The 20,603-nt window shown below is 61.5% G+C and carries 16 protein-coding genes; 8 read left to right on the top strand and 8 right to left on the bottom strand.

The genetic code is table 11. The features are described from left to right. Nucleotides 1-18: 18 nt before the first annotated feature. From betA to betI, 3 genes are all read right to left on the bottom strand, one after another. The gene (betA, locus tag A462_RS20370) at nt 19-1,722 is read right to left on the bottom strand and encodes a choline dehydrogenase (protein ID WP_008434047.1); all 1,704 of its coding nucleotides are present in this window, start codon (nt 1,720-1,722) and stop codon (nt 19-21) included. Nucleotides 1,723-1,918: 196 nt separating this feature from the next. Beyond that, the gene (betB, locus tag A462_RS20375) at nt 1,919-3,391 is read right to left on the bottom strand and encodes a betaine-aldehyde dehydrogenase (RefSeq protein ID WP_008434045.1); all 1,473 of its coding nucleotides are present in this window, start codon (nt 3,389-3,391) and stop codon (nt 1,919-1,921) included. Nucleotides 3,392-3,452: 61 nt separating this feature from the next. After that, a complete protein-coding gene (gene betI / locus A462_RS20380) occupies nt 3,453-4,046 on the bottom strand; it encodes a transcriptional regulator BetI (protein ID WP_003216902.1) in 594 nt (197 codons plus the stop codon). 376 nt (nt 4,047-4,422) lie between these two features. Between betI and A462_RS20385 the strand changes: the two genes are divergently transcribed. Continuing rightward, on the top strand, nt 4,423-6,357 hold the full coding sequence (locus tag A462_RS20385; protein ID WP_236260840.1) for a BCCT family transporter: 1,935 nt from the start codon (nt 4,423-4,425) through the stop codon (nt 6,355-6,357). A gap of 154 nt (nt 6,358-6,511) precedes the next feature. Here the strand turns inward: A462_RS20385 and choV are convergent, their stop codons facing one another. The 3 genes from choV to A462_RS20400 form a co-directional block, all read right to left on the bottom strand. Next, nucleotides 6,512-7,690 (bottom strand): choline ABC transporter ATP-binding protein, encoded by a 1,179-nt coding sequence (gene choV / locus A462_RS20390; RefSeq protein ID WP_008434041.1) that lies wholly within the window; start codon nt 7,688-7,690, stop codon nt 6,512-6,514. Next, nucleotides 7,687-8,532: a choline ABC transporter permease subunit gene (choW, locus tag A462_RS20395; RefSeq protein WP_003216909.1), complete on the bottom strand. Its 846-nt coding sequence runs from the start codon at nt 8,530-8,532 to the stop codon at nt 7,687-7,689. Before choW ends, choV begins: the two co-directional genes overlap by 4 nt. 67 nt (nt 8,533-8,599) lie before the next feature. After that, nucleotides 8,600-9,547 (bottom strand): choline ABC transporter substrate-binding protein, encoded by a 948-nt coding sequence (locus A462_RS20400; RefSeq protein ID WP_003216912.1) that lies wholly within the window; start codon nt 9,545-9,547, stop codon nt 8,600-8,602. Nucleotides 9,548-9,983: 436 nt separating this feature from the next. Between A462_RS20400 and A462_RS20405 the strand changes: the two genes are divergently transcribed. The 7 genes from A462_RS20405 (at nt 9,984) to A462_RS20435 (ending at nt 17,314) form a co-directional block, all read left to right on the top strand. Then, a complete protein-coding gene (locus A462_RS20405; protein WP_008434038.1) occupies nt 9,984-11,360 on the top strand; it encodes an L-serine ammonia-lyase in 1,377 nt (458 codons plus the stop codon). 271 nt (nt 11,361-11,631) lie between these two features. Next, nucleotides 11,632-12,453, top strand: a complete 822-nt coding sequence (locus A462_RS20410) for an NAD-dependent epimerase/dehydratase family protein (protein WP_003207819.1) — start codon at nt 11,632-11,634, stop codon at nt 12,451-12,453. A 30-nt stretch (nt 12,454-12,483) separates the two neighbouring features. After that, a complete protein-coding gene (locus A462_RS20415; RefSeq protein ID WP_003207816.1) occupies nt 12,484-13,359 on the top strand; it encodes an SMP-30/gluconolactonase/LRE family protein in 876 nt (291 codons plus the stop codon). A 51-nt stretch (nt 13,360-13,410) separates the two neighbouring features. Then, nucleotides 13,411-14,382, top strand: coding sequence for a TRAP transporter substrate-binding protein (locus A462_RS20420; RefSeq protein WP_003207815.1), 972 nt, complete (start codon nt 13,411-13,413; stop codon nt 14,380-14,382). 67 nt (nt 14,383-14,449) lie between these two features. Beyond that, nucleotides 14,450-14,977, top strand: coding sequence for a TRAP transporter small permease (locus A462_RS20425; protein ID WP_003207813.1), 528 nt, complete (start codon nt 14,450-14,452; stop codon nt 14,975-14,977). Then, nucleotides 14,978-16,258: a TRAP transporter large permease gene (locus A462_RS20430; RefSeq protein WP_003207810.1), complete on the top strand. Its 1,281-nt coding sequence runs from the start codon at nt 14,978-14,980 to the stop codon at nt 16,256-16,258. Between the two features lie 195 nt (nt 16,259-16,453). Then, a complete protein-coding gene (locus A462_RS20435) occupies nt 16,454-17,314 on the top strand; it encodes an aldose 1-epimerase (RefSeq protein WP_008434034.1) in 861 nt (286 codons plus the stop codon). Between the two features lie 123 nt (nt 17,315-17,437). Here A462_RS20435 and A462_RS20440 read toward each other — a convergent pair whose 3' ends face one another. Both A462_RS20440 and A462_RS20445 read right to left on the bottom strand, forming a co-directional pair. Then, complete coding sequence (locus A462_RS20440; protein WP_003207807.1) at nt 17,438-18,583, bottom strand: HlyD family secretion protein; 1,146 nt, start codon at nt 18,581-18,583, stop codon at nt 17,438-17,440. Further along, entirely contained in the window at nt 18,580-20,238 is a 1,659-nt protein-coding gene (locus tag A462_RS20445; RefSeq protein ID WP_003207803.1) for an MFS transporter, read from the bottom strand. Before A462_RS20445 ends, A462_RS20440 begins: the two co-directional genes overlap by 4 nt. Nucleotides 20,239-20,603 lie beyond the last annotated feature (365 nt).

Raw genomic sequence — 20,603 nt, 5'->3', positions numbered from 1 at the left:
AGCACCTCGGTCCATCAGTTACTGCGCAGTAGGACCCACTTCACGCATCGGCTTGCCACGCACCGGCGCATCGCCTGCCACGTAGTAATCCGCAGTGCTGCGCGGCAGTGGCTTGCGGCCACGGATCTTGTCGGCGATTTTCTCGGCGATCATGATCGTCGGCGCGTTCAGGTTGCCGGTGGTGATGATCGGCATGATCGAGGCGTCAACCACGCGCAGACCCTGCATGCCATGCACGCGGCCTTCGGCGTCAACCACGGCCATCTCGTCGGTGCCCATCTTGCACGAGCAGGACGGGTGGAACGCCGTCTCGGCGTGCTCACGGATAAATTTATCCAGTTGCTCGTCGGTCTGTACGTCGATGCCCGGGCTGATTTCGCGGCCACGGTATTGGTCGAGTGCCGGCTGTTGCATGATTTCACGGGTCAGGCGGATGCCGTCGCGGAATTCCTGCCAGTCCTGTTCGGTAGACATGTAGTTGAAGAGGATGCTCGGGTATTCCCGTGGGTTCTTCGACTTCAGCTGCACGCGGCCACGGCTCGGCGAACGCATGGAACCCATGTGCGCCTGGAAACCGTGCTCTTTCACACCGTTGCTGCCGTTGTAGTTAATCGCTACCGGCAGGAAGTGATACTGGATGTTCGGCCAATCGAATTCTTCACGGGTACGGATGAAACCGCCCGCTTCGAACTGGTTGCTGGCGCCGATGCCGGTGCCGTTGAACAGCCACTCGGCACCAATGGCCGGCTGGTTGTACCAGAGCAGCGACGGGTACAGCGAGACCGGTTGGGTGCACGCGTATTGCAGGTACAGCTCAAGGTGATCCTGCAGGTTTTCGCCGACGCCAGGCAGGTCGTGGACCACCGGAATGTCGAGGCTTTCCAGCAGTTTCGCCGGGCCAACACCGGAGCGTTGCAGCAGTTGCGGCGAAGCGATTGCGCCGCTGCACACCAGGACTTCCTTGCGGGCACGGGCTTCAACGCGTTCTTCAGCGGCACCGATCAGGTAGCGAACGCCAACGGCGCGCTTGCCTTCGAACAGGACTTTGTCGGTCAGGGCATGGGTGACGATGGTCAGCGTCGAGCGCTTCTTGGCCGTGTCCAGGTAACCGCGAGCGGTGCTGGCGCGACGACCGTTTGGCGTCACGGTACGGTCCATCGGGCCGAAGCCTTCCTGCTGGTAGCCGTTCAAGTCGGAGGTAGCGGGGTAACCGGCCTGTACGCCGGCTTCAACCATCGCGTGGAACAGCGGGTTGTTGCCGGCCTTTGGCGTGGTCACGCTGACCGGGCCGTCGCCACCGTGGTAGTCGTTCGGGCCGATGTCGCGGGTTTCGGCTTTACGGAAATACGGCAGGCAGTCCAGGTAGGTCCAGTCTTCCAGGCCCGGCAGTTTCGACCAGTTGTCGTAGTCCATCGCGTTGCCGCGGATGTAGCACATGCCGTTGATCAGCGAGGAGCCGCCGAGGCCCTTGCCGCGACCGCACTCCATCCGGCGGCCGTCCATGTGTGGCTCTGGATCGGTTTCGTAGGCCCAGTTATAGCGGCGGCCTTGCAGCGGGAACGCCAGGGCGGCTGGCATCTGGGTACGGAAATCGAAACGATAGTCCGGGCCGCCGGCTTCCAGCAGCAGGACGGTGACGCCTTCGTCTTCGGTCAGACGGGTCGCCAGGGTGTTACCGGCAGAGCCGGCACCCACAATGATGTAGTCGTATTCTTGGGACATTAAATGCACCCTCGTGAAAGTTGGTTCAGGCTGCTTTTGTGGCGAGGGAGCTTGCTCCCGTTCGACTGCGCAGCAGTCGCAAAGTCAGCGCTCGAGTTCTGTCTGAAAGAACTGCGGTACCTGGCATGGGGCTGCTTCGCGGCCCGACGGGAGCAAGCCCCCTCGCCACATGGGCCATGCCAGGCTCAATCAGGTTTTAGAACACCGAGGCGTAGTCGCCCAGCTCAACCTGTACCGATTTGATGCGAGTGAAGTTGTTCAGCGAGGTGATCCCGTTTTCACGGCCCACGCCCGACTGCTTGTAGCCGCCCACCGGCATCTTCGCGTCGGACTCGCCCCAGGCGTTGATCCAGCAGATACCGGCTTCCAGCTGATGAATCACGCGGTGGGCGCGGTTCAGGTCCTTGGTCACCAGGCCAGCGGCCAGGCCGAAGTCGGTGTCGTTGGCACGGCGGATCACTTCTTCTTCGGTGTCGTAGGTGAGGATGCTCATCACCGGGCCGAAGATTTCTTCACGCACGATGGTCATTTCGTCGGTGCAGTCAGTGAACACGGTCGGGGCCACGTAGGCACCCTTGGCGAATTCACCGTCGGTCAGACGGTCGCCGCCGCACAGCACGCGGGCGCCTTCTTCTTTACCTTTGGCGATGTAGCCGAGCACGCTTTCCATGTGGGCGAAGCTGACCAGCGGGCCGAAGTTGGTGTTTTCATCTTCCGGGTTGCCGATGCGGATGCGGGCAACGCGCTCGGCGATCTTGGCTTCGAACGCGCCTTTGAGGGCGGTCGGAACGAACACGCGGGTGCCGTTGGTGCAGACCTGGCCCGAGCTGTAGAAGTTGGCCATCATCGCGATGTCGGCGGCGCGGTCGAGGTCGGCGTCGTCGAAAATGATCAGCGGGGATTTGCCGCCCAGTTCCATGGTGACTTCCTTGAGCGAAGAGCTCGAAGCGCTGGCCATGACTTTCTTGCCGGTGTCGGTGCCGCCGGTGAAGGAGACTTTCTCGATGCGCGGGTGTTCGGTCAGCCAGGTGCCGACTTCACGGCCGCTGCCGGTCAGGACGTTGAACACGCCATCCGGAACGCCGGCGGCGGTGTAGATTTCAGCCAGTTTCAGGGTGGTCAGCGAGGTGACTTCGCTTGGCTTGAAGATCATCGCGTTACCGGCCGCCAGGGCAGGTGCGGATTTCCACAGGGCGATCTGGATCGGGTAGTTCCATGCGCCGATACCGGCCACGACGCCCAGCGGCTCGCGACGGGTGTAGACGAACGAGGTGTCACGCAGCGGGATCTGCTCGCCTTCGATGGCGGGCACCAGGCCTGCGTAGTATTCCAGCACGTCAGCGCCGGTGACGATGTCGACGTATTGGGTTTCGGAATACGGCTTGCCGGTGTCCAGGGTTTCCAGGGCGGCCAGTTCGTCGTTGCGCTCACGCAGGATGTCGACGGCACGACGCAGGATGCGCGAACGCTCCATGGCAGTCATGGCGGCCCAGATTTTCTGGCCCTTTTCGGCGCTGACCACAGCGCGCTCGACGTCTTCTTTGGTGGCGCGTTGCACGTTGGCGAGAACTTCACCGTTAGCCGGGTTGATGGCTTCGAAAGTGGCATCGCTGCCAGCGTCGGAGTAGCCGCCGTCAATGTAGAGTTTTTGCAGTTCGAAACGGGCCATAAAGTCCTCGCAAGTGCATTAGTGGTTGGCGCGGTTCGGGAGTTGAGCGTTTATGTGTGCTCTAACTCACCTGCTTGGCCAATTGGAAATCCATGTATTCGTAAGCGATCCGTTGCGCCTGCTCCGTGTCGAAAGCGTCTCCCGACAGGGCGCCGCGCAACCACAAACCGTCGATCAGGGCCGCCAGGCCTCGGGCTGCGCTGCGTGCCTCGGGCAACGGCAACGCTCGGCGGAACTGGCAACACAGGTTGGAATACAGACGGTGATCGTTGATCCGCTGCAGCCTGTGCAATGACGGGTGGTGCATGCTGGTGGCCCAGAAGGCCAGCCAGGTTTTCATAGCCGGGCCGTTGACTTGGCTGGCGTCGAAGTTGCCTTCGATGATCACCTGAAGATGGGCCCGCGGGCTGTCATCTTTCAGCGCCAACCGGCGCTCGGTGACGTTCTCGATCAGCACGTTCATCAGGTACCGCATCGTGGCGGCGATCAGGCCATTCTTGTCCTGAAAATAGTGACTGATGATGCCATTCGAGACACCGGCCAGACGGGCGATCAGCGCAATGCTGGCATCCCCCATTCCGACCTGATCGACGGCCGTCAATGTGGCTTCGATCAACTGCTGGCGGCGTATGGGTTGCATACCGACCTTGGGCATCGTGCACCTCTCCTTAGGCCTGCCAACGGGCGATAAACGTCCGTCGGCTTGAGGGCCAGTCTATTTTGTTTTGATTGAACGTTCAATCAACAAAGAATAAGATCTGCGACAAATGGTCGCTGCCTACAGGTATTTCCTACGTGCATGTGGCGCCACCTGACATCGGGAAAACCCATGAAACAGCCCGGCACAGCGGTTCGCCGGGGGTTTATGGTTTTTCGGGGTGTCTTTATACACCCGTCCGTCGACTGCCGAAAAATCGATGGCTCGGGTCAAGCGTTGCCTTGTGTTTCTCTGCACTGCCCGGAGCATCTGTGCCATGAGTTCTGCCTCTCTTATAAAGACCCCGCCAGAAAAGGTGCGGGTCAACGGTTGGGTGTTCTACACCTCCACCGCGCTGATTCTGTTGTTGACCGCGATTCTGATCATCGCCCCGCAGGAAGCCGGCAGGATGCTCGGTGTGGCCCAAGCCTGGTTGTCGAAAAGCTTTGGCTGGTACTACATGGTCGTGATCGCCGCCTACCTGGTGTTTGTGGTGGGCCTGGCGTTTTCGTCCTATGGCAAATTGAAACTGGGCAGCAAGGACGACACCCCGGACTTCAGCTACGGCGCCTGGGCCGGCATGCTCTTCTCGTCGGGCATCGGCATCTCGCTGCTGTACTTCGGCGCCTCCGAGCCGCTGGACCACTACTTCAACCCGCCTGAAGGCGCGTCGGCCACCGGCGAAGCTGCACGCCAGGCGTTGCAGTTGACGTTCCTGCACTGGGGCCTGCACGGCTGGGCGATCTACGCACTGGTCGGCCTGGCCGTGGCGTACTTTGCCTACCGTCATAACCAGCCGCTGGCCTTGCGTTCGGCGCTGTACCCGCTGGTGGGCGAGCGTTGGGTCAAAGGTGCGGCCGGTCACGCGGTAGACGGCTTCGGCATGTTCGTAACGCTGCTGGGCCTGGTGACGAACCTGGGGATTGGTTCGATGCAAGTGTCCTCCGGGTTGGAAAACCTGTTCGGCATGCAGCACAGCAACACCAACCTGCTGATCGTGATCATCGTGATGAGCACCGTGGCGACTATTGCTGCGGTGTCGGGTGTGGAGAACGGCATTCGCCGCCTGTCCAACCTGAACATCGTGCTGTTCAGCGGCCTGCTGATTTTCGTATTGCTGTTCGGCCCGACCTTGCACTTGCTCAACGGCTTCGTGCAGAACATCGGCGACTACATGAACGGCATCGTGCTGAAGACCTTCGACCTGTACGTGTACGAAGGCGACGCCGACAAGACCGAACGCTGGATGGGCCTGTGGACCCTGTTCTACTGGGCCTGGTGGATTTCCTGGGCGCCATTCGTGGGCATGTTCATCGCGCGTATTTCCCGCGGTCGCACGGTGCGTGAACTGGTGGCCGGCGTGCTGCTGATCCCGCTGGGCTTCACCCTGGCGTGGCTGTCGATCTTCGGCAACTCGGCCCTGGACCTGGTGGTGAACCATGGCGCGGTGGAGTTGGGCAAGACGGCGCTGGAACAGCCGTCCATGGCGATCTACCAACTGCTTGAGCATTACCCGGCGTCGAAAATCGTCATCGGTGTGTCGATCTTCGTGGGCTTCGTACTGTTCCTGACCCCGGCGGATTCCGGCGCGGTGATGATGGCGAACCTGTCCTGCAAGGGCGGCAACGTTGACGAAGATGCGCCGCACTGGCTGCGGATTTTCTGGTCGGCGGTGATCACCCTGGTGACCATCGGCCTGCTGTTCGCCGGTAACTTCGAAGCCATGCAAACCATGGTGGTGCTGGCGGGCTTGCCGTTCTCGGTGGTGCTGGTGTTCTTCATGTTCGGCCTGCACAAGGCGATGCGCCAGGACGTGGCGATCGAGTTGGAGCAGGCGCAGTTGGCCGAGCGTGGTCGGCGTGGTTTCAGCGAGCGTTTGACTGCCCTGGACCTGCAACCGAGCCAGGGTACCGTGCAACGCTTTATGGACAAGCACGTCACGCCGGCGCTGGAAGAAGCGGCGACTGCGTTGCGTGACCAGGGGCTGGAAGTGCAGACCCTGCTGGGCAAATCCAAGCGCTGCATTGGTGTGCGCATCGAGATGCAAGAGGGCAATCCGTTTGTCTACGAGGTCAGCCTGGATGCTTATTCGTCGGCACCGAACGACTTGCCCGAGGAAGAACGCACGCGCTACTACCGCGCCGAGGTTTACCTGCACAACGGGCCTCAGGAATACGACCTGATGGGCTTCACCCAGGAGCAGATCACCCGGGACGTGCTCGATCAGTTTGAAAGCCATCGGCAGCTCCTTGGCCGTGTCTATAGCTGAGTGTTGAAAGGACAGGTGGTGTCGTTACTGACACCACCTGAGCAAAATGTGGGAGCGGGCTTGCTCGCGAATGCGCAGTGTCAGTCAGTACATCTGACACTGATACACCGCATTCGCGAGCAAGCCCGCTCCCACATTTATGTTGCGGTGTCTGTTAGCCCAGGTTCTTGCCCAAGAGGGCATGATAGAGCTCGCTGTCACCCAGAATCCCCACCACCTTGTTGTCGTCCTGCAGCACCAGCTTGTTGCCTGTCTGATACCGAATCTGCAGCGCCTCACGCATCCCGATATTCGAATCCACCAGCGTCGGCATCCGGCCCAGGCCCTCCACCGATTGCCCCGGTGCCCAGTTCTGCAGGTTCAGCACCGAACCGTTCTGCCGCGCGCCCTTGATGGTGTTGCCTTCGGCCAGGTCCAGCCACGAGTCACCGCCCGGGTCCAGGCTGATGGAGCCGTTGACGTGGGTGCAGTTATCCACCGTGCGCATCAGGCTGCGGCCACACAGCACATTCAGCGGGTTGGTGTGGGCCACGAAGGTCCGCACATAGTCATCCGCCGGGTTCAGCACGATCTCTTCCGGCACGCTGTACTGGATGATCCGGCCGTCTTTCATGATCGCGATGCGGCTGCCGAGTTTCAGCGCCTCATCCAGGTCGTGGCTCACGAATACGATGGTCTTGCTCAGCTTGCGTTGCAGCTCCAGCAACTCATCCTGCAAGCCCTGGCGGATCAGCGGGTCGAGTGCCGAGAAGGGTTCGTCCATCAACAGGATATCGGCGTCCATCGCCAATGCGCGGGCCAGGCCGACACGCTGCTGCATGCCACCGGAAAGCTCGTCGGGCTTCTTGTTGCGCCACTGCGACAGGCCCACCAGTTCCAGCTTGTCGTCCACCAGCTTGCGTCGTTCTTTCTCCGGGCGGCCCTGCATCTCCAGGCCGAAGCTGATGTTCTCGCGCACCGTCAGCCAGGGCATCAGGGCGAACTTCTGGAACACCATGGCGATGCGCTGGGTGCGCATCATTTTCAGCTCGGCGGGGGTGCAGGATGCGATGTCGATCTGGCGACCTTCATGCTCCACAAACAGCTTGCCGCGGCTGACGGTGTTCAAGCCATTGATGCAGCGCAACAAGCTCGACTTGCCCGAGCCGGACAGGCCCATCAGCACGCAGATCTCGCCTTTCTCGACATCCAGGCTGGCGTTTTCAACGCCGACAATCTGCCCGGTCTTTTTCAGGATCTCGTTGCGCGTCATGCCCTGGTCCAGCAGCTTGAGCGCCTCGCGTGGGTCTTTGGAGAAGATCACGTCGACATTTTCGAATCGGATAATGCTCATGCATCACCCCCTACTTTGGCGTCGGGTTGTTTGCAGATGCGGTCGAGCATGATGGCCAGCAGTACGATCGCCAGGCCGGCTTCAAAGCCCAGGGCGATGTCGGCGGTGTTCAGCGCGTTGACCACCGGTTTGCCGAGGCCGTCGGCGCCCACCAGGGCCGCGATCACCACCATCGACAACGACAGCATGATGCATTGGGTAATGCCGGCGGCGATGCTCGGCATGGCGTGGGGCAGTTCGATCCGCGAGAGCAACTGACGGCGCGAGCAGCCAAAGGCCTTGCCGGCGTCCATCAACTCTTGCGGCACATCACGGATACCCAGGTAAGTCAGACGGATAGGCGCGGCAATCGCAAACACCACCGTGGAAATCAGCCCGGGCACCACACCCAGCCCGAAGAGGGTCAGGGTAGGGATGAGGTAGACGAAGGTCGGTACGGTCTGCATCAGATCGAGCACCGGCCGCATCAGGGTGTAGAACATCGGTTTGTGCGCGGCAACGATGCCCAGCGGCACGCCGATCACCACGCAGACCAGGGTGGCGAACAGCACTTGCGCCAGGGTCTCCATGGTTTCCTGCCAGTACCCCAGGTTGAGGATCAGCAGGAAGGAGGCGATGACAAAAACGGTCAGGCCCCATTTGCGTTGAATGAAGTGAGCGAGCAGCGCAATCAGACCGATCAATGCCAGTGGATTGAACCAGGTCAGCGCGAACGTCACGCCGTGGATCATCGTTTCCAGGGTCGATGCGATTGCGTCGAAGTAGGCGGCCCCGTGTTGGGTCAACCACTCAACGAAGGCAGCGATGTACTGGCCTAGCGGGATTTTATGTTCAGTCAGCATGGTAGTGAATGTCCACATGCGAAGAGGAAAAACATCCCGGGCCAGCGTACCGGCCCGGGGTCAGCGGTTACTTGGCGAGGTAAGCTTTGACGGCCTCCAATCCTGGTTTGCCATCGACCGTGGTGACACCGGCGAGCCAGGTGTCGAGCACTTGCGGGTTCTTCTTCAGCCACGCCTTGGCTGCGGCGTCAGGCTTCATTTTGTCGTCCAGGACATTACCCATCAGGGTGCTTTCCATGTTCAGGGTGAACGACAGGTTTTTCAGCAACTGGCCCACGTTGCTGCATTCCTGGGTGTAGCCCTTGCGGACGTTGGTGTAGATGGTGGCCTGGCCGTAGTTGGGGCCGAATGAATCATCACCCCCGGTCAGGTACTTCATCTTGAAGCGGGTGTTCATCGGGTGCGGTTCCCAGCCGAGGAACACGATGGCCTGGTCGCGCTTGGTGGCGCGTTCCACCTGCGAAAGCATCCCGGCTTCGCTGGATTCGACCACTTTGAAACCGGCGGTTTTCAGGCCGAAAGCGTCCTTGTCGATGAGGGTCTGGATGGTCCGGTTGCCGTCGTTGCCCGGCTCGATCCCGTAGATCTTGCCGCCCAGCTCATCCTTGAATTTGACGATGTCGGCGAAGTCTTTCAGGCCCTTGTTGTACAGCGCTTCCGGTACGGCCAGGGTGTACTTGGCGTTTTCCAGGTTGGCGCGCACGGTTTCCACGGTGCCGGCATCACGGTACTGCTTGATGTCGTTTTCCATGGTCGGCATCCAGTTGCCGAGGAAGATGTCCATGTTCTTGCCGTCGGCCAGGGACTTGTAGGTCACGGGTACTGAAATCATCGTGGTGCGGGGTTTGTAGCCGAGGCCCTTGAGGACTTCGCTGGTGGTGGCGGTGGTGACGGTGATGTCGGTCCAGCCGACATCGGAGAAGTTGACGGTCTGGCATTGCGCCGGTTCTGCAGCGTGAGCCACGACTGGCAGACTCAGCATGGCGGCCAACAACAACGACGGGGAACCTTTCATGGGGGTGGACTCCTGGTGTTTTTCTGGCGGCAATAACACCGCGCTTATAGGTGTTGCGGTTGGGCGTGCGGCACAGCTCTGCCACGCAACTGTGCAAACGAGTCGAGACTGATCATGTACCAGTGAAAATCTGACGCCTACAGGGGGCGTCGTATCCAGTACAGGGATGGTCGTATCCAGTGTCGGTGACGTCGCTTACAGATTTTTTCCACGGCAAAACTGCACTTTTTACCGATCTGCACCGCAAAAAACGGCCAAAACGTCGCCTTCCACAACAGCGGCGCTGATGAGCATGGGTACGTCGGTGTGAGACGCCGTGAGCGCCAACAAAAGCTTGATGATGGCCGCATCTGGGCGGATTGCGACATGAGCGTAGCAGCTCCGTCACCAGGCGTTATGTGCGCCTGGCCTGTGCTCATCGAGGAGTTTCACGGCAATGGCTATCAGCGTTTTCGACCTGTTCAAGATCGGCATTGGGCCTTCGAGTTCTCACACCGTCGGCCCCATGCGCGCCGCGGCGTTGTTCGTTCAAGGATTACGTGAACGTGATGTGTTGGAACAAGTCAGGCGCGTCGAAGTTCAGCTGTATGGCTCCTTATCGGCCACGGGCATCGGTCACGGCAGCGACAACGCGGTGATCATGGGCCTGATGGGCGAGTGGCCGGACGCGATCGATCCGTCACAGATCGGCATCCGCATCGAAACCCTGCGCGAGACCAACACCCTGCTGCTGGACGCACGTTTGCCGGTGCCTTTCTTATGGGCGCGGGACATGCGCCTGATCGACGAAAACCTGCCGTTCCACCCTAATGCCATGACCCTGGTGGTGTTCGGTGATAACGGCGAGCTGCACCGCGACACCTACTACTCGGTGGGCGGCGGATTCGTGGTGGATGAAGCCCAGGCCAACAGCGGCGTGGCGGACATGGACCGCACCGAGCTGCCCTATGATTTTTCCAGTGCGGTGGAACTGCTGCAGCTGTGCAAGACCCACAACCTGCGCGTCGCTGAGCTGATGTTGGCGAACGAAAAAACCTGGCGCTCGGAAGAAGAAATCCGCAGCGGCCTGATGAAGCTTTGGCGCGCCATGCAAGATTGCGTGGAGCAAGGCCTCAAGCACGAAGGCATCCTTCCCGGCGGCCTCAATGTAAGGCGCCGTGCAGCCAAGTTGCACCGCAGCTTGCAGGAGCTGGGCAAGCCGAACGTGATCGGCTCGACCTTGAGCGCGATGGAATGGGTCAACCTGTTCGCCCTGGCGGTGAATGAAGAAAACGCCGCCGGCGGGCGCATGGTCACGGCACCGACCAACGGCGCGGCGGGGATCATCCCGGCGGTGCTGCACTACTTCATGAAGTTCAGCGAAGAAGTGACCGAAGCCAACGTGGTCGACTATTTCCTCGGCGCGGCGGCGGTGGGCATCCTGTGTAAGAAAAACGCGTCGATCTCGGGTGCCGAAGTCGGCTGCCAGGGTGAAGTCGGCTCGGCGTGCGCCATGGCGGCGGCGGGTTTGGCGGAGATCCTCGGGGCTACGCCGGAGCAATTGTGCAACGCGGCGGAGATTGGCCTGGAACACAACCTCGGCCTGACCTGCGACCCGGTAGGCGGGCTGGTGCAGGTGCCGTGCATCGAGCGTAATGCGATTGCCGCGGTGAAGGCGATCAACGCGGCGCAGATGGCGCTGCGGGGGGATGGCCAGCACTTCATCTCGCTGGACCGGGTGATCCGCACCATGCGCGATACCGGGGCGGATATGCATGACAAGTACAAAGAAACATCGCGGGGTGGGTTGGCGGTGAGTGCGGTGGAGTGTTGATACCGCTTTATGTGGCGAGGGAGCTTGCTCCCGCTGGGCTGCGCAGCGGCCCCAAAATCTTGGRAGCGCTTCGCACTCCAGCGGGAGCAAGCTCCCTCGCCACAGCAAGCTCCTTCGCCACAGCAAGCCCTCTTGCCACAGCAAGCTCCCTCGCCACAGGACAGCGATGAGCCTCTATCAACTTCGACCAATAGTGCGTTGACAAGTGTAGGAAACCCTAAGGATACTTCGGATCAGTCATACGACAACCTACAACAATAACGGGATCACCATGACCACCACAACCGCCCCTACCCCGTTCAACCGCTTGCTGCTCACCGGTGCCGCCGGTGGCCTGGGCAAAGTCTTGCGCGAACGCCTGCGTCCTTACGCCAAGGTACTGCGCCTGTCGGATATCGCCGACATGGCCCCGGCCGCTGACGACAGCGAAGAAGTATTGCCTTGCGATCTTTCCGACAAACAAGCCGTGCACCAACTGGTGGAAGGCGTCGATGCGATCCTGCATTTCGGCGGCGTATCGGTGGAACGCTCGTTCGAGGAAGTGCTGGGCGCGAACATCTGCGGGATCTTCCACATCTATGAAGCGGCGCGTCGCCATGGGGTCAAGCGCGTCATCTTCGCCAGCTCCAACCACGTGATCGGCTTCTACAAGCAGGACGAAGCCCTCGACGCCCACTCCCCGCGCCGCCCCGACAGTTACTACGGGCTGTCCAAATCCTACGGCGAGGACATGGCCAGTTTCTACTTCGATCGCTACGGCATCGAGACCGTGAGCATCCGCATCGGCTCCTCGTTCCCGGAACCCCAGAACCGCCGGATGATGCACACCTGGCTGAGCTTCGACGACCTCACCCAACTGCTCGAACGCTCGCTGTACACACCGAATGTCGGGCATACCGTGGTCTACGGCATGTCGGATAACCTCGATGTGTGGTGGGACAACCGCTTCGCCGCGCACCTGGGCTTCACCCCGCGGGACTCTTCCGAAGTATTCCGCAAACAGGTGGAAGCCCAGCCGATGCCCGCTGCCGACGACCCGGCGCGGGTGTACCAGGGTGGCGCGTTTTGCGCCGCCGGCCCGTTCGGTGACTGACCACAGACCAACCCAAGGGAATGAGTGGCCATGCAAGCAGAACTGATTGTCGACGCCCGCAACGCCGTGGGTGAATGCCCGGTGTGGGTACCCGGGGAAAACGCCCTGTACTGGGTGGATATTCCCACAGGCGAACTGCAACGCTGGAACGCCACCAGCGGCCAGGCGCAGGCCTGGAAAGCTCCGCAGATGCTCGCCTGCATCGCCCGCACCTCGGCGGGCGATTGGGTTGCGGGCATGCAAACCGGGTTTTTCCGGCTGACGCCCCACAACGATGGCAGGCTCGACACTGCGCCCCTGGCCAGCGTCGAGCACGCCCGCCCGGACATGCGCCTGAACGATGGCCGCTGTGATCGCCAGGGCCGGTTCTGGGCCGGCAGCATGGTGCTGAACATGGCCGAGAATGCGGCCGACGGTGCACTGTACCGCTACGAAACAGGCCGGGCGGTTCACACCGCACTCAACGGTTTCATCACCCCCAACGGCCTGGCCTTCAGCCCGGACGGGCGCACGATGTACCTCTCGGATTCGCACCCGTTGGTCCAGCAGGTCTGGGCCTTCGACTACGACATCGACAGCGGCACGCCGTCCAATCGGCGGCTGTTTGTGGATATGCACCAGTTCCTCGGCCGCCCCGACGGAGCCGCCGTGGATGCCGAAGGTTGCTACTGGATCTGCGCCAACGATGCCGGGCTGGTCCACCGCTTTACCCCCGACGGCCGTCTCGACCGCTCACTGGCCGTGCCGGTGAAAAAACCCACCATGTGCGCCTTCGGTGGCAGCCGCCTGGACACCCTGTTCGTCACCTCGATCCGCGACGACCACAGTGCCCAGTCGCTGGCCGGCGGCGTGTTTGCCCTCAACCCCGGGGTCACCGGATTGCCGGAGCCCACCTTCATCCTCTAGCTGCATCGCTGTGCCTTGAATAAAACAATAACAAGACTGGAGAGACACCCCATGGACTTCAAACGCACTTTGCTCCTCGCCGCACTCCCCTTCACCTTCGTCTTCGCCGGTGCCGCCCACGCGCTGGAAATCAAATTCGCCGACATCCACCCCGCAGGCTACCCCACCGTCGTCGCCGAAGAACAGCTGGGTAAAACCCTGGTGGCCGAAAGCAACGGCGGCCTGACCTTCAAGATGTTCCCCGGCGGCGTGCTGGGCTCGGAAAAGGAAGTGGTGGAACAGGCCCAGGTCGGCGCGATCCAGATGGCCCGGGTCAGCCTCGGCATCGTCGGCCCGGTGGTGCCGGACGTGAACGTGTTCAACATGCCGTTCGTGTTCCGCGACCAGGTGCATATGCGCAAGGTCATCGACGGCGAGATCGGCGATGAAATCCTCGCCAAGATCACCGACTCCGAATTCAACCTGGTGGCGCTCGCCTGGATGGACGGCGGCACGCGCAACCTCTACACCAAGAAACCGGTGCGCAAGATCGAAGACCTCAAGGGCATGAAGATCCGCGTGCAGGGCAACCCGATCTTCATCGAAACCATCAACGCCATGGGCGGCAACGGCATTGCCATGGACACCGGCGAGATCTTCAGCGCCCTGCAGACCGGCGTGATTGACGGCGCGGAAAACAACCCGCCCACCCTGCTGGAACACAACCACTACCAGAACGCCAAGTTCTACAGCCTGACCGGCCACCTGATTCTGCCCGAGCCCATCGTGATGTCGAAAATCACCTGGAACAAGCTCACCCCCGAGCAACAGGTGCTGGTGAAGAACACCGCCAAGGCCGCGCAGATCCAGGAGCGCGAGCTGTGGGACGCCAAGTCTGCCAGCAGTGAAGCCAAGCTCAAGGCCGCCGGTGTGGAGTTCATCGACATCGACAAGAAACCGTTCTATGAGGCCACCGCTTCGATCCGCGACAAGTACGGCGCGCCCTACGCCGACCTGATCAAGCGCATCGAAGCCGTCGAGTAACCCTCCTTCCCCTCATAGATAAGGCCCGGCGCGGTCGGCATCGACGCGCCCGGTTACGGTGAACGCCATGAAGAATTTACTGCTGCGCATCAACGACCGCATTTACATGAGCTGCATCTGGATCGCCGGCCTCGCCGTTCTTGGCGTCGCGCTGATCATTCCCTGGGGCATCTTCGCCCGCTACGTGCTCGGCACCGGCTCCAGCTGGCCGGAGCCCACCGCTATCCTGCTGATGCTTGTGTTCACCTTTGTCGGCGCCGCCGCCAGTTACCGCGCCGGGGCGCACATGTCGGTGGCCATGGTCACCGACCGCCTGCCGCCCGGCCAACGCCGAATCGTCGGCATCGTCTCACAATTGCTGATGGCAACCATCTGCCTGTTCATGACGATCTGGGGCAGCAAATTGTGCCTGTCGACCTGGAACCAGTTCATGAGCGCCATGCCGACCTTGCGGGTGGGCATCACCTATATGCCGATCCCGATCGGTGGCTTGCTGACCCTGGTTTTTGTGCTGGAAAAACTCCTGCTGGGTGACCAGAGCAACCGTCGGGTCGTGCGCTTCGACCTGGTTGAAGAAAGTGAAGGGGCTGCCTGAATGGACGCATTGATTCTGTTGGGCAGCTTTATCGCCCTGATCCTGATTGGCATGCCGGTGGCCTACGCCCTGGGGCTTTCTGCGCTGATCGGCGCGTGGTGGATCGACATTCCGTTCCAGGCCCTGATGATTCAGGTGGCCGGCGGGGTGAACAAGTTTTCGCTGATGGCGATTCCGTTCTTCGTGCTGGCCGGGGCGATCATGGCCGAGGGCGGCATGTCGCGCCGGCTGGTGGCGTTTGCCGGGGTGCTGGTGGGCTTTGTGCGCGGCGGCCTGTCCCTGGTGAACATCATGGCCTCGACGTTTTTTGGCGCGATCTCCGGCTCGTCGGTAGCCGATACGGCGTCTGTCGGTTCGGTGCTGATTCCGGAAATGGAACGCCAGGGCTATCCCCGTGAATTCGCCACCGCCGTCACCGTGAGCGGCTCGGTACAAGCCTTGCTGACGCCTCCCAGCCACAACTCGGTGCTCTACTCCCTGGCGGCGGGCGGCACCGTGTCCATCGCCTCGCTGTTCATGGCCGGCGTGGTCCCGGGCCTGCTGATGAGCGCCTGCCTGATGGTGCTGTGCCTGATCTTCGCGAAAAAGCGCAACTACCCCAAAGGCGAAGTGATCCCCCTGAAACAGGCACTGAAAATCTGCGCCGATGCACTGTGGGGCCTGATGGCCATGGTGATCATTCTTGGCGGGATTCTGTCGGGCATCTTCACCGCCACCGAGTCGGCGGCGATTGCGGTGTTGTGGGCGTTCTTCGTGACCATGTTCATCTACCGCGACTACAAATGGAGCGAGCTGCCCAAGCTGATGCACCGCACGGTGCGCACGATCTCCATCGTGATGATCCTGATCGCGTTCGCCGCCAGCTTCGGCTACATCATGACCCTGATGCAGATCCCGGCGAAGATCACCACGATGTTCCTGACCCTGTCGGACAACCGCTACGTGATCCTGATGTGCATCAACGCCATGCTGCTGTTGCTGGGTACGGTGATGGACATGGCGCCGCTGATTTTGATCCTCACGCCGATTTTGCTGCCGGTGATCCTGGGGATTGGCGTCGACCCGGTGCACTTCGGCATGATCATGCTGGTGAACCTGGGGATCGGCCTGATCACCCCGCCGGTGGGTGCGGTGTTGTTTGTGGGGGCGGCGGTGGGCAAAGTCAGCATCGAGAAGACCGTGAAGGCGTTGCTGCCGTTTTATGGTGTGCTGTTTTTGGTGCTGATGGCCGTGACCTACATTCCGGCGTTGTCGTTGTGGTTGCCGGGGTTGGTGTTATAAGCCCCACACTGCGTGTAGCGAGGGAGCTATTGTGGAGAGGGAGCTGCTGTGGCAAGGGAGCTTTCTGTGGCGAGGGAGCTTGCTCCCGCTGGAGTGCGAAGCGCTCCCGCTTTTTTTGGGGCCGCTCCGCAGCCCATCGGGAGCAAGCTCCCTCGCCACACAAGCATTCATCATTCAATAGGTCTGCTGACACTCATGATGCTTGAACTCGAAGACAACCTGACCCACCTGACGCTGGCGCCAGCGTTGGGCGGGAGTATCGTCAACTGGACAGTACGCAGCAGCGGCCAGCCCTTGCTACGCCACACCGATCGACAGTCGCTGGCCAGCGGCCTGCCGGGGAAGCTTGCGTGCTTCCCGCTGGCGCCCTGGTCGAACCGGGTTGCCGAAGGTGGCTTTGATAACCCATCAGGGTGGTTGGGACTTGAGCCCAACAGCCCGCTGGACCCGCTGCCAATTCATGGCAGTGCCTGGCAACAGGTGTGGCAGGTGGTCAGCCAGACGTCAGACGAAGTGGTGTTGCAACTGGACAGCAGCACACCCTTTGCGTATCGCGCCGAGCAGCGGGTTCAGTTGAAGGGCGGCAAGTTGAGCATCACCTTGCGCGTCACGCACCTGGCGGAAACGGCGACGTGGCATGGGCTGGGATTGCATCCGTATCTGCCCCGCAGGCCGGGCACGCAATTGCAGGCAAAGGCTTCGCAGGTATGGATGAGTGATGCGGCGAAATTGCCGACAGGGCTGGCTGCCGTACCCGCCGAGTGGGATTTTCAACACCCAGAATCGTTGCCCGAGACACTGGTGGACAACGGTTTTTGCCCGTGGGATGGGCGCTGCGTCATCCAGCAGCCAGACCTGGGTTACACCCTGGAATGCCAGGCCACCGGCAGCGACTATTACCTGCTGTATTGCCCGCCGGGGCTGGATTTTTTCTGCTTCGAGCCGGTGAGCCATCCAGTGAATGCCCATCACCTGCCGGGTAGGCCGGGATTGAAGCTGTTGGAACAAGGCCAGTCGGCAGAACTCAGTTTCAGCCTGCAATACAAAACCCTCTAACAACACAAAACCCATGTGGGAGCGGGCTTGCTCGCGAATGCGGTGGATCAGTCAACACATCTGCGACTGACACTCCGCATTCGCGAGCAAGCCCGCTCCCACATTTTTGATCTCCATTGTGTCTTAGGGAGGGGTGTTTTTCAGGCGCCCCGCCGTGTCGATACTCACCACCACCGATAACCCCGGTCGCAGCCGTTCACTCTGCTCCTGCCCCGGATCCACGGTAATCCGCACCGGCACCCGCTGGGCGATCTTGACGAAGTTGCCGGTAGCATTGTCCGCCTGCAACAGGCTGAACTCCGACCCGGTCGCCGGGGAAATGCGCTGCACCGTGCCGTGAAACTTGCGGTGGTCCAGGGCATCCACGGTAAAGGTCACCGGCTGGCCAACCTGCACGTTGTCCATCTGGGTTTCTTTCATGTTGGCGATCACCCACAGCTGGTTCGGCACCAGCGCCATCAACTGCGCGCCGCTGTTGACGTAGGCCCCGAGGCGCACGCCAATCTGGCCCAGTTGCCCGTCACGCGGGGCGATGATCCGGGTGTTCGACAGGTCGATACGCGCCAGCTCCACTGCCGCATCGGCACTGGCCACCGCCGCCTCCAGCGAACCGCGATTGACGATCACTGTCTGCAAATCCTGCCGGGCGATTTCCAGGTTGGCCTGGGCCTGGGCCACGGCCGCGATGGTTTGCGCATTGGCGGCGCGGGTCACGTCCAGCTCGCGTTTGGACACCGACCCATCGCTGATCAACTCCTCATTGCGGCGCAAATCCGCGGTGCTTTTGCGGGCCTGGGCCTGGCTGTCCATCAAGGCCGCCTGACGCAGCTTGATGGTCGCCTCGGCGCTGTTGCGTTGCTGCACCACATTGGCCAGGGACGCCTGCTGCACCGCCAGTTGCGCCTGGGCCTGATCAAGGCGCTGCTTGTAGATACGGTCATCGAGGCGCACCAGCAAATCCCCGGCCTTGACGTACTGGAAGTCCGTCACCGGCACTTCATACACGTAGCCGCTGAGCTGCGGCCCGATGATCGTCACCTGGCCGCGCACCAGGGCGTTTTCGGTGGTTTCCACGGCGCTGCTGAAGGGCGGCAACTGCCAGGCGTAGAGCACGATCAGCACGCCGATAATCGCAATCGCGGCAAAGCCCATGGAAGAGATGATGCGCACCCGCAAGGAGCGCGGTTCGGTGGCCGGCATGCTCGGCGGCGCGGTGCCTTCCGGCGTGGAAGCGATGGCGTTGGTGGTGGTCGTCGTCGGTTCGGTCATGAAGAAAGTGCGCCGCTGGGTTGAACGGGAGGCGCTGCACTGGCGGCAGCTTTAGTGGTACTCATCAGCCAGAGGCTGCGGATAAAGATCCAGATCATGGTGAGTATGGCGATGATCGCGATCAGCATGAACACATCGTTGTAGGCCATCACATTCGCCTCGCGGGTGGCGGCCGTGGCCAGGCTGCGAATGCCCATGAGGTTGCGCAGCTCGGGGTCGGCGATCACCCCGCCATAGGCCGAGCCGCCGCTGGCCACCCGTGCGGCCACACGCGGGTCGAGCAGGGTCAGGTGTTCGACGATCATGCTGGAATGGAATTTCTCCCGCACGATCTGGAACGTACCGAGCAATGCCGCACCAATCAGGCCGCCGAGGTTCTGGCAGATCCCGAACAGCACCGAGAAACTCACCAGGTTCCTGGGGTTGGTCAGTACGTTCTTCGTGCCCAGGACCATGGTCGGCCCGAGGAAGAACGTGCCGCCAAAGCCTAGCAGGAACTGGCTGATGTACATGTTTTGCGGGCGCGTGAGGTTGCTGGAGAAACTGTCCATCACCGAGCCCACTGCCATGAAGGCCAGGGAGATGATCAGCGGCATCAGCAAATGCGCGGGGTTGATGGTCAGCGCGCTCACGGCCAGGCCGGCAATCGCCCCCGCGAGCATCACCCAATACAGCGTGCGCATCTGCTCGTTGCTCATGTTCAGCATCTGCATGAAGCCCACGGCGCCGGTGGACTGCTCCGAGAGCACCATGCGAATCAGCACCACCGCCAACGCCAGGCGAATCATCGCCCCGCTGCCCAGCCAACGGGTCATCAGCAACGGGTTGGAGCGGTTATGTTCGATGGCCAGGCCGGCCATGATCAGCACCAGCGAGCAGGCCGAGGCGATACCGATCCACGGCGCTTCCAGCCACCAGTCGATACGGCCCAGGGACAGCACCGCGCAGAGCAAGGCAACGCCGGTGGCGAGGATGGCGAAGGTCAGGAAGTCGAGTTTTTCGAAGGTCTTGAAGCGGTCGCCCGGTGGCAGCTTGAGCAGGAACACACAGCCCAGGCAGGTCAGGGCCATGCCCAGTTCGAACAGGTACAGGCCGCGCCATTCGGCGATTTGCAGCAGGTCTTCGGAAAACAGTCGGGCCAGGGGCAACGCCAATTGCGCGGTGCCCAGGCCGAGCACCAGGGCTTTCATCCGCCACTTTGCGGGAAAGGCCTGGATCATGTAGTACAGGCCCAGGGAACTGAGGGCGGCACCGACCATGCCGTGGGCCGCGCGTACGGCGATGGCCGAGCTGAGGTCGTTGACGAACAGGTGGCCGAAGGTGACCAGGGCGTAGAGCACCAGGAACACTTCGGTGAACGCACGCAGGCCGAATTGCTGACGGAATTTCACCAGCAGCAGGTTCATGGAGACGTTGGTCATGACGTAGGCGGCGGGGAGCCAGGCCATCTCGGCCGTCGTGGCCCCCAGGGCGCCCTGGAGGTACACAAGGTTGGCGATCACCAGCGAGTTGCCGAGGCCACCGGTGATTGCCACGAGTACGCCGACGAGGGCGTAGGCCCAGCGCTTGCGGGTGGAATGCAGCGGCGTCGACGGCGAGCCCGGCAGGCTCGGGCGCTCGTGGGGCTGCCAGGTGTGGGGGGTGTATTTGTCCATTCGGTGGCCTTGATGACCGGCGTTTGGGGCCGGTGGAACGGTTACTCAGGGAGTAGTAAACCTGAGTGGAGTTCAACTTGCCATCTTGGGAGGGATTTGGGCGGTTGGGGTGCATATCCGTTGCTGCGGTAACGGCTGCTTATGGTTCCGCTCTTACAGCGGCTCACTTCTTAACAGCGCAAAAGTAAGCAAAACGCTCTTGCCCCACCACTCGGCACCTCGCTAATGCTCGGTATGCCCGCACTCCGGCCAGCGTGGTTAACGGGGCCCTAAGATCAAGATCAAAAGCAAAAGCACAGCGGCCTCCCGGCCGGCTTGGGTGTTAAAAGCAAAAGCAAAAACCAGAGCGAAAACAGATCTGCTTT

Source organism: Pseudomonas sp. Ag1 (assembly GCF_000278565.1).
Classification (GTDB): Bacteria; Pseudomonadota; Gammaproteobacteria; order Pseudomonadales; family Pseudomonadaceae; genus Aquipseudomonas.
The sequence above is the reverse complement of the archived record's forward strand: the minus strand, read 5'-3'. Positions and strand labels throughout refer to the sequence as shown.

Coding starts and splice junctions, on each gene's coding strand:
- betA (WP_008434047.1), bottom strand. CDS start 1,722: ATGTCCCAAGAATACGACTACATCATTGTGGGTGCCGGCTCTGCCGGT.
- betB (WP_008434045.1), bottom strand. CDS start 3,391: ATGGCCCGTTTCGAACTGCAAAAACTCTACATTGACGGCGGCTACTCC.
- betI (WP_003216902.1), bottom strand. CDS start 4,046: ATGCCCAAGGTCGGTATGCAACCCATACGCCGCCAGCAGTTGATCGAA.
- choV (WP_008434041.1), bottom strand. CDS start 7,690: ATGAGCATTATCCGATTCGAAAATGTCGACGTGATCTTCTCCAAAGAC.
- choW (WP_003216909.1), bottom strand. CDS start 8,532: ATGCTGACTGAACATAAAATCCCGCTAGGCCAGTACATCGCTGCCTTC.
- A462_RS20400 (WP_003216912.1), bottom strand. CDS start 9,547: ATGAAAGGTTCCCCGTCGTTGTTGTTGGCCGCCATGCTGAGTCTGCCA.
- A462_RS20405 (WP_008434038.1), top strand. CDS start 9,984: ATGGCTATCAGCGTTTTCGACCTGTTCAAGATCGGCATTGGGCCTTCG.
- A462_RS20410 (WP_003207819.1), top strand. CDS start 11,632: ATGACCACCACAACCGCCCCTACCCCGTTCAACCGCTTGCTGCTCACC.
- A462_RS20415 (WP_003207816.1), top strand. CDS start 12,484: ATGCAAGCAGAACTGATTGTCGACGCCCGCAACGCCGTGGGTGAATGC.
- A462_RS20420 (WP_003207815.1), top strand. CDS start 13,411: ATGGACTTCAAACGCACTTTGCTCCTCGCCGCACTCCCCTTCACCTTC.
- A462_RS20425 (WP_003207813.1), top strand. CDS start 14,450: ATGAAGAATTTACTGCTGCGCATCAACGACCGCATTTACATGAGCTGC.
- A462_RS20430 (WP_003207810.1), top strand. CDS start 14,978: ATGGACGCATTGATTCTGTTGGGCAGCTTTATCGCCCTGATCCTGATT.
- A462_RS20435 (WP_008434034.1), top strand. CDS start 16,454: ATGATGCTTGAACTCGAAGACAACCTGACCCACCTGACGCTGGCGCCA.
- A462_RS20440 (WP_003207807.1), bottom strand. CDS start 18,583: ATGACCGAACCGACGACGACCACCACCAACGCCATCGCTTCCACGCCG.
- A462_RS20445 (WP_003207803.1), bottom strand. CDS start 20,238: ATGGACAAATACACCCCCCACACCTGGCAGCCCCACGAGCGCCCGAGC.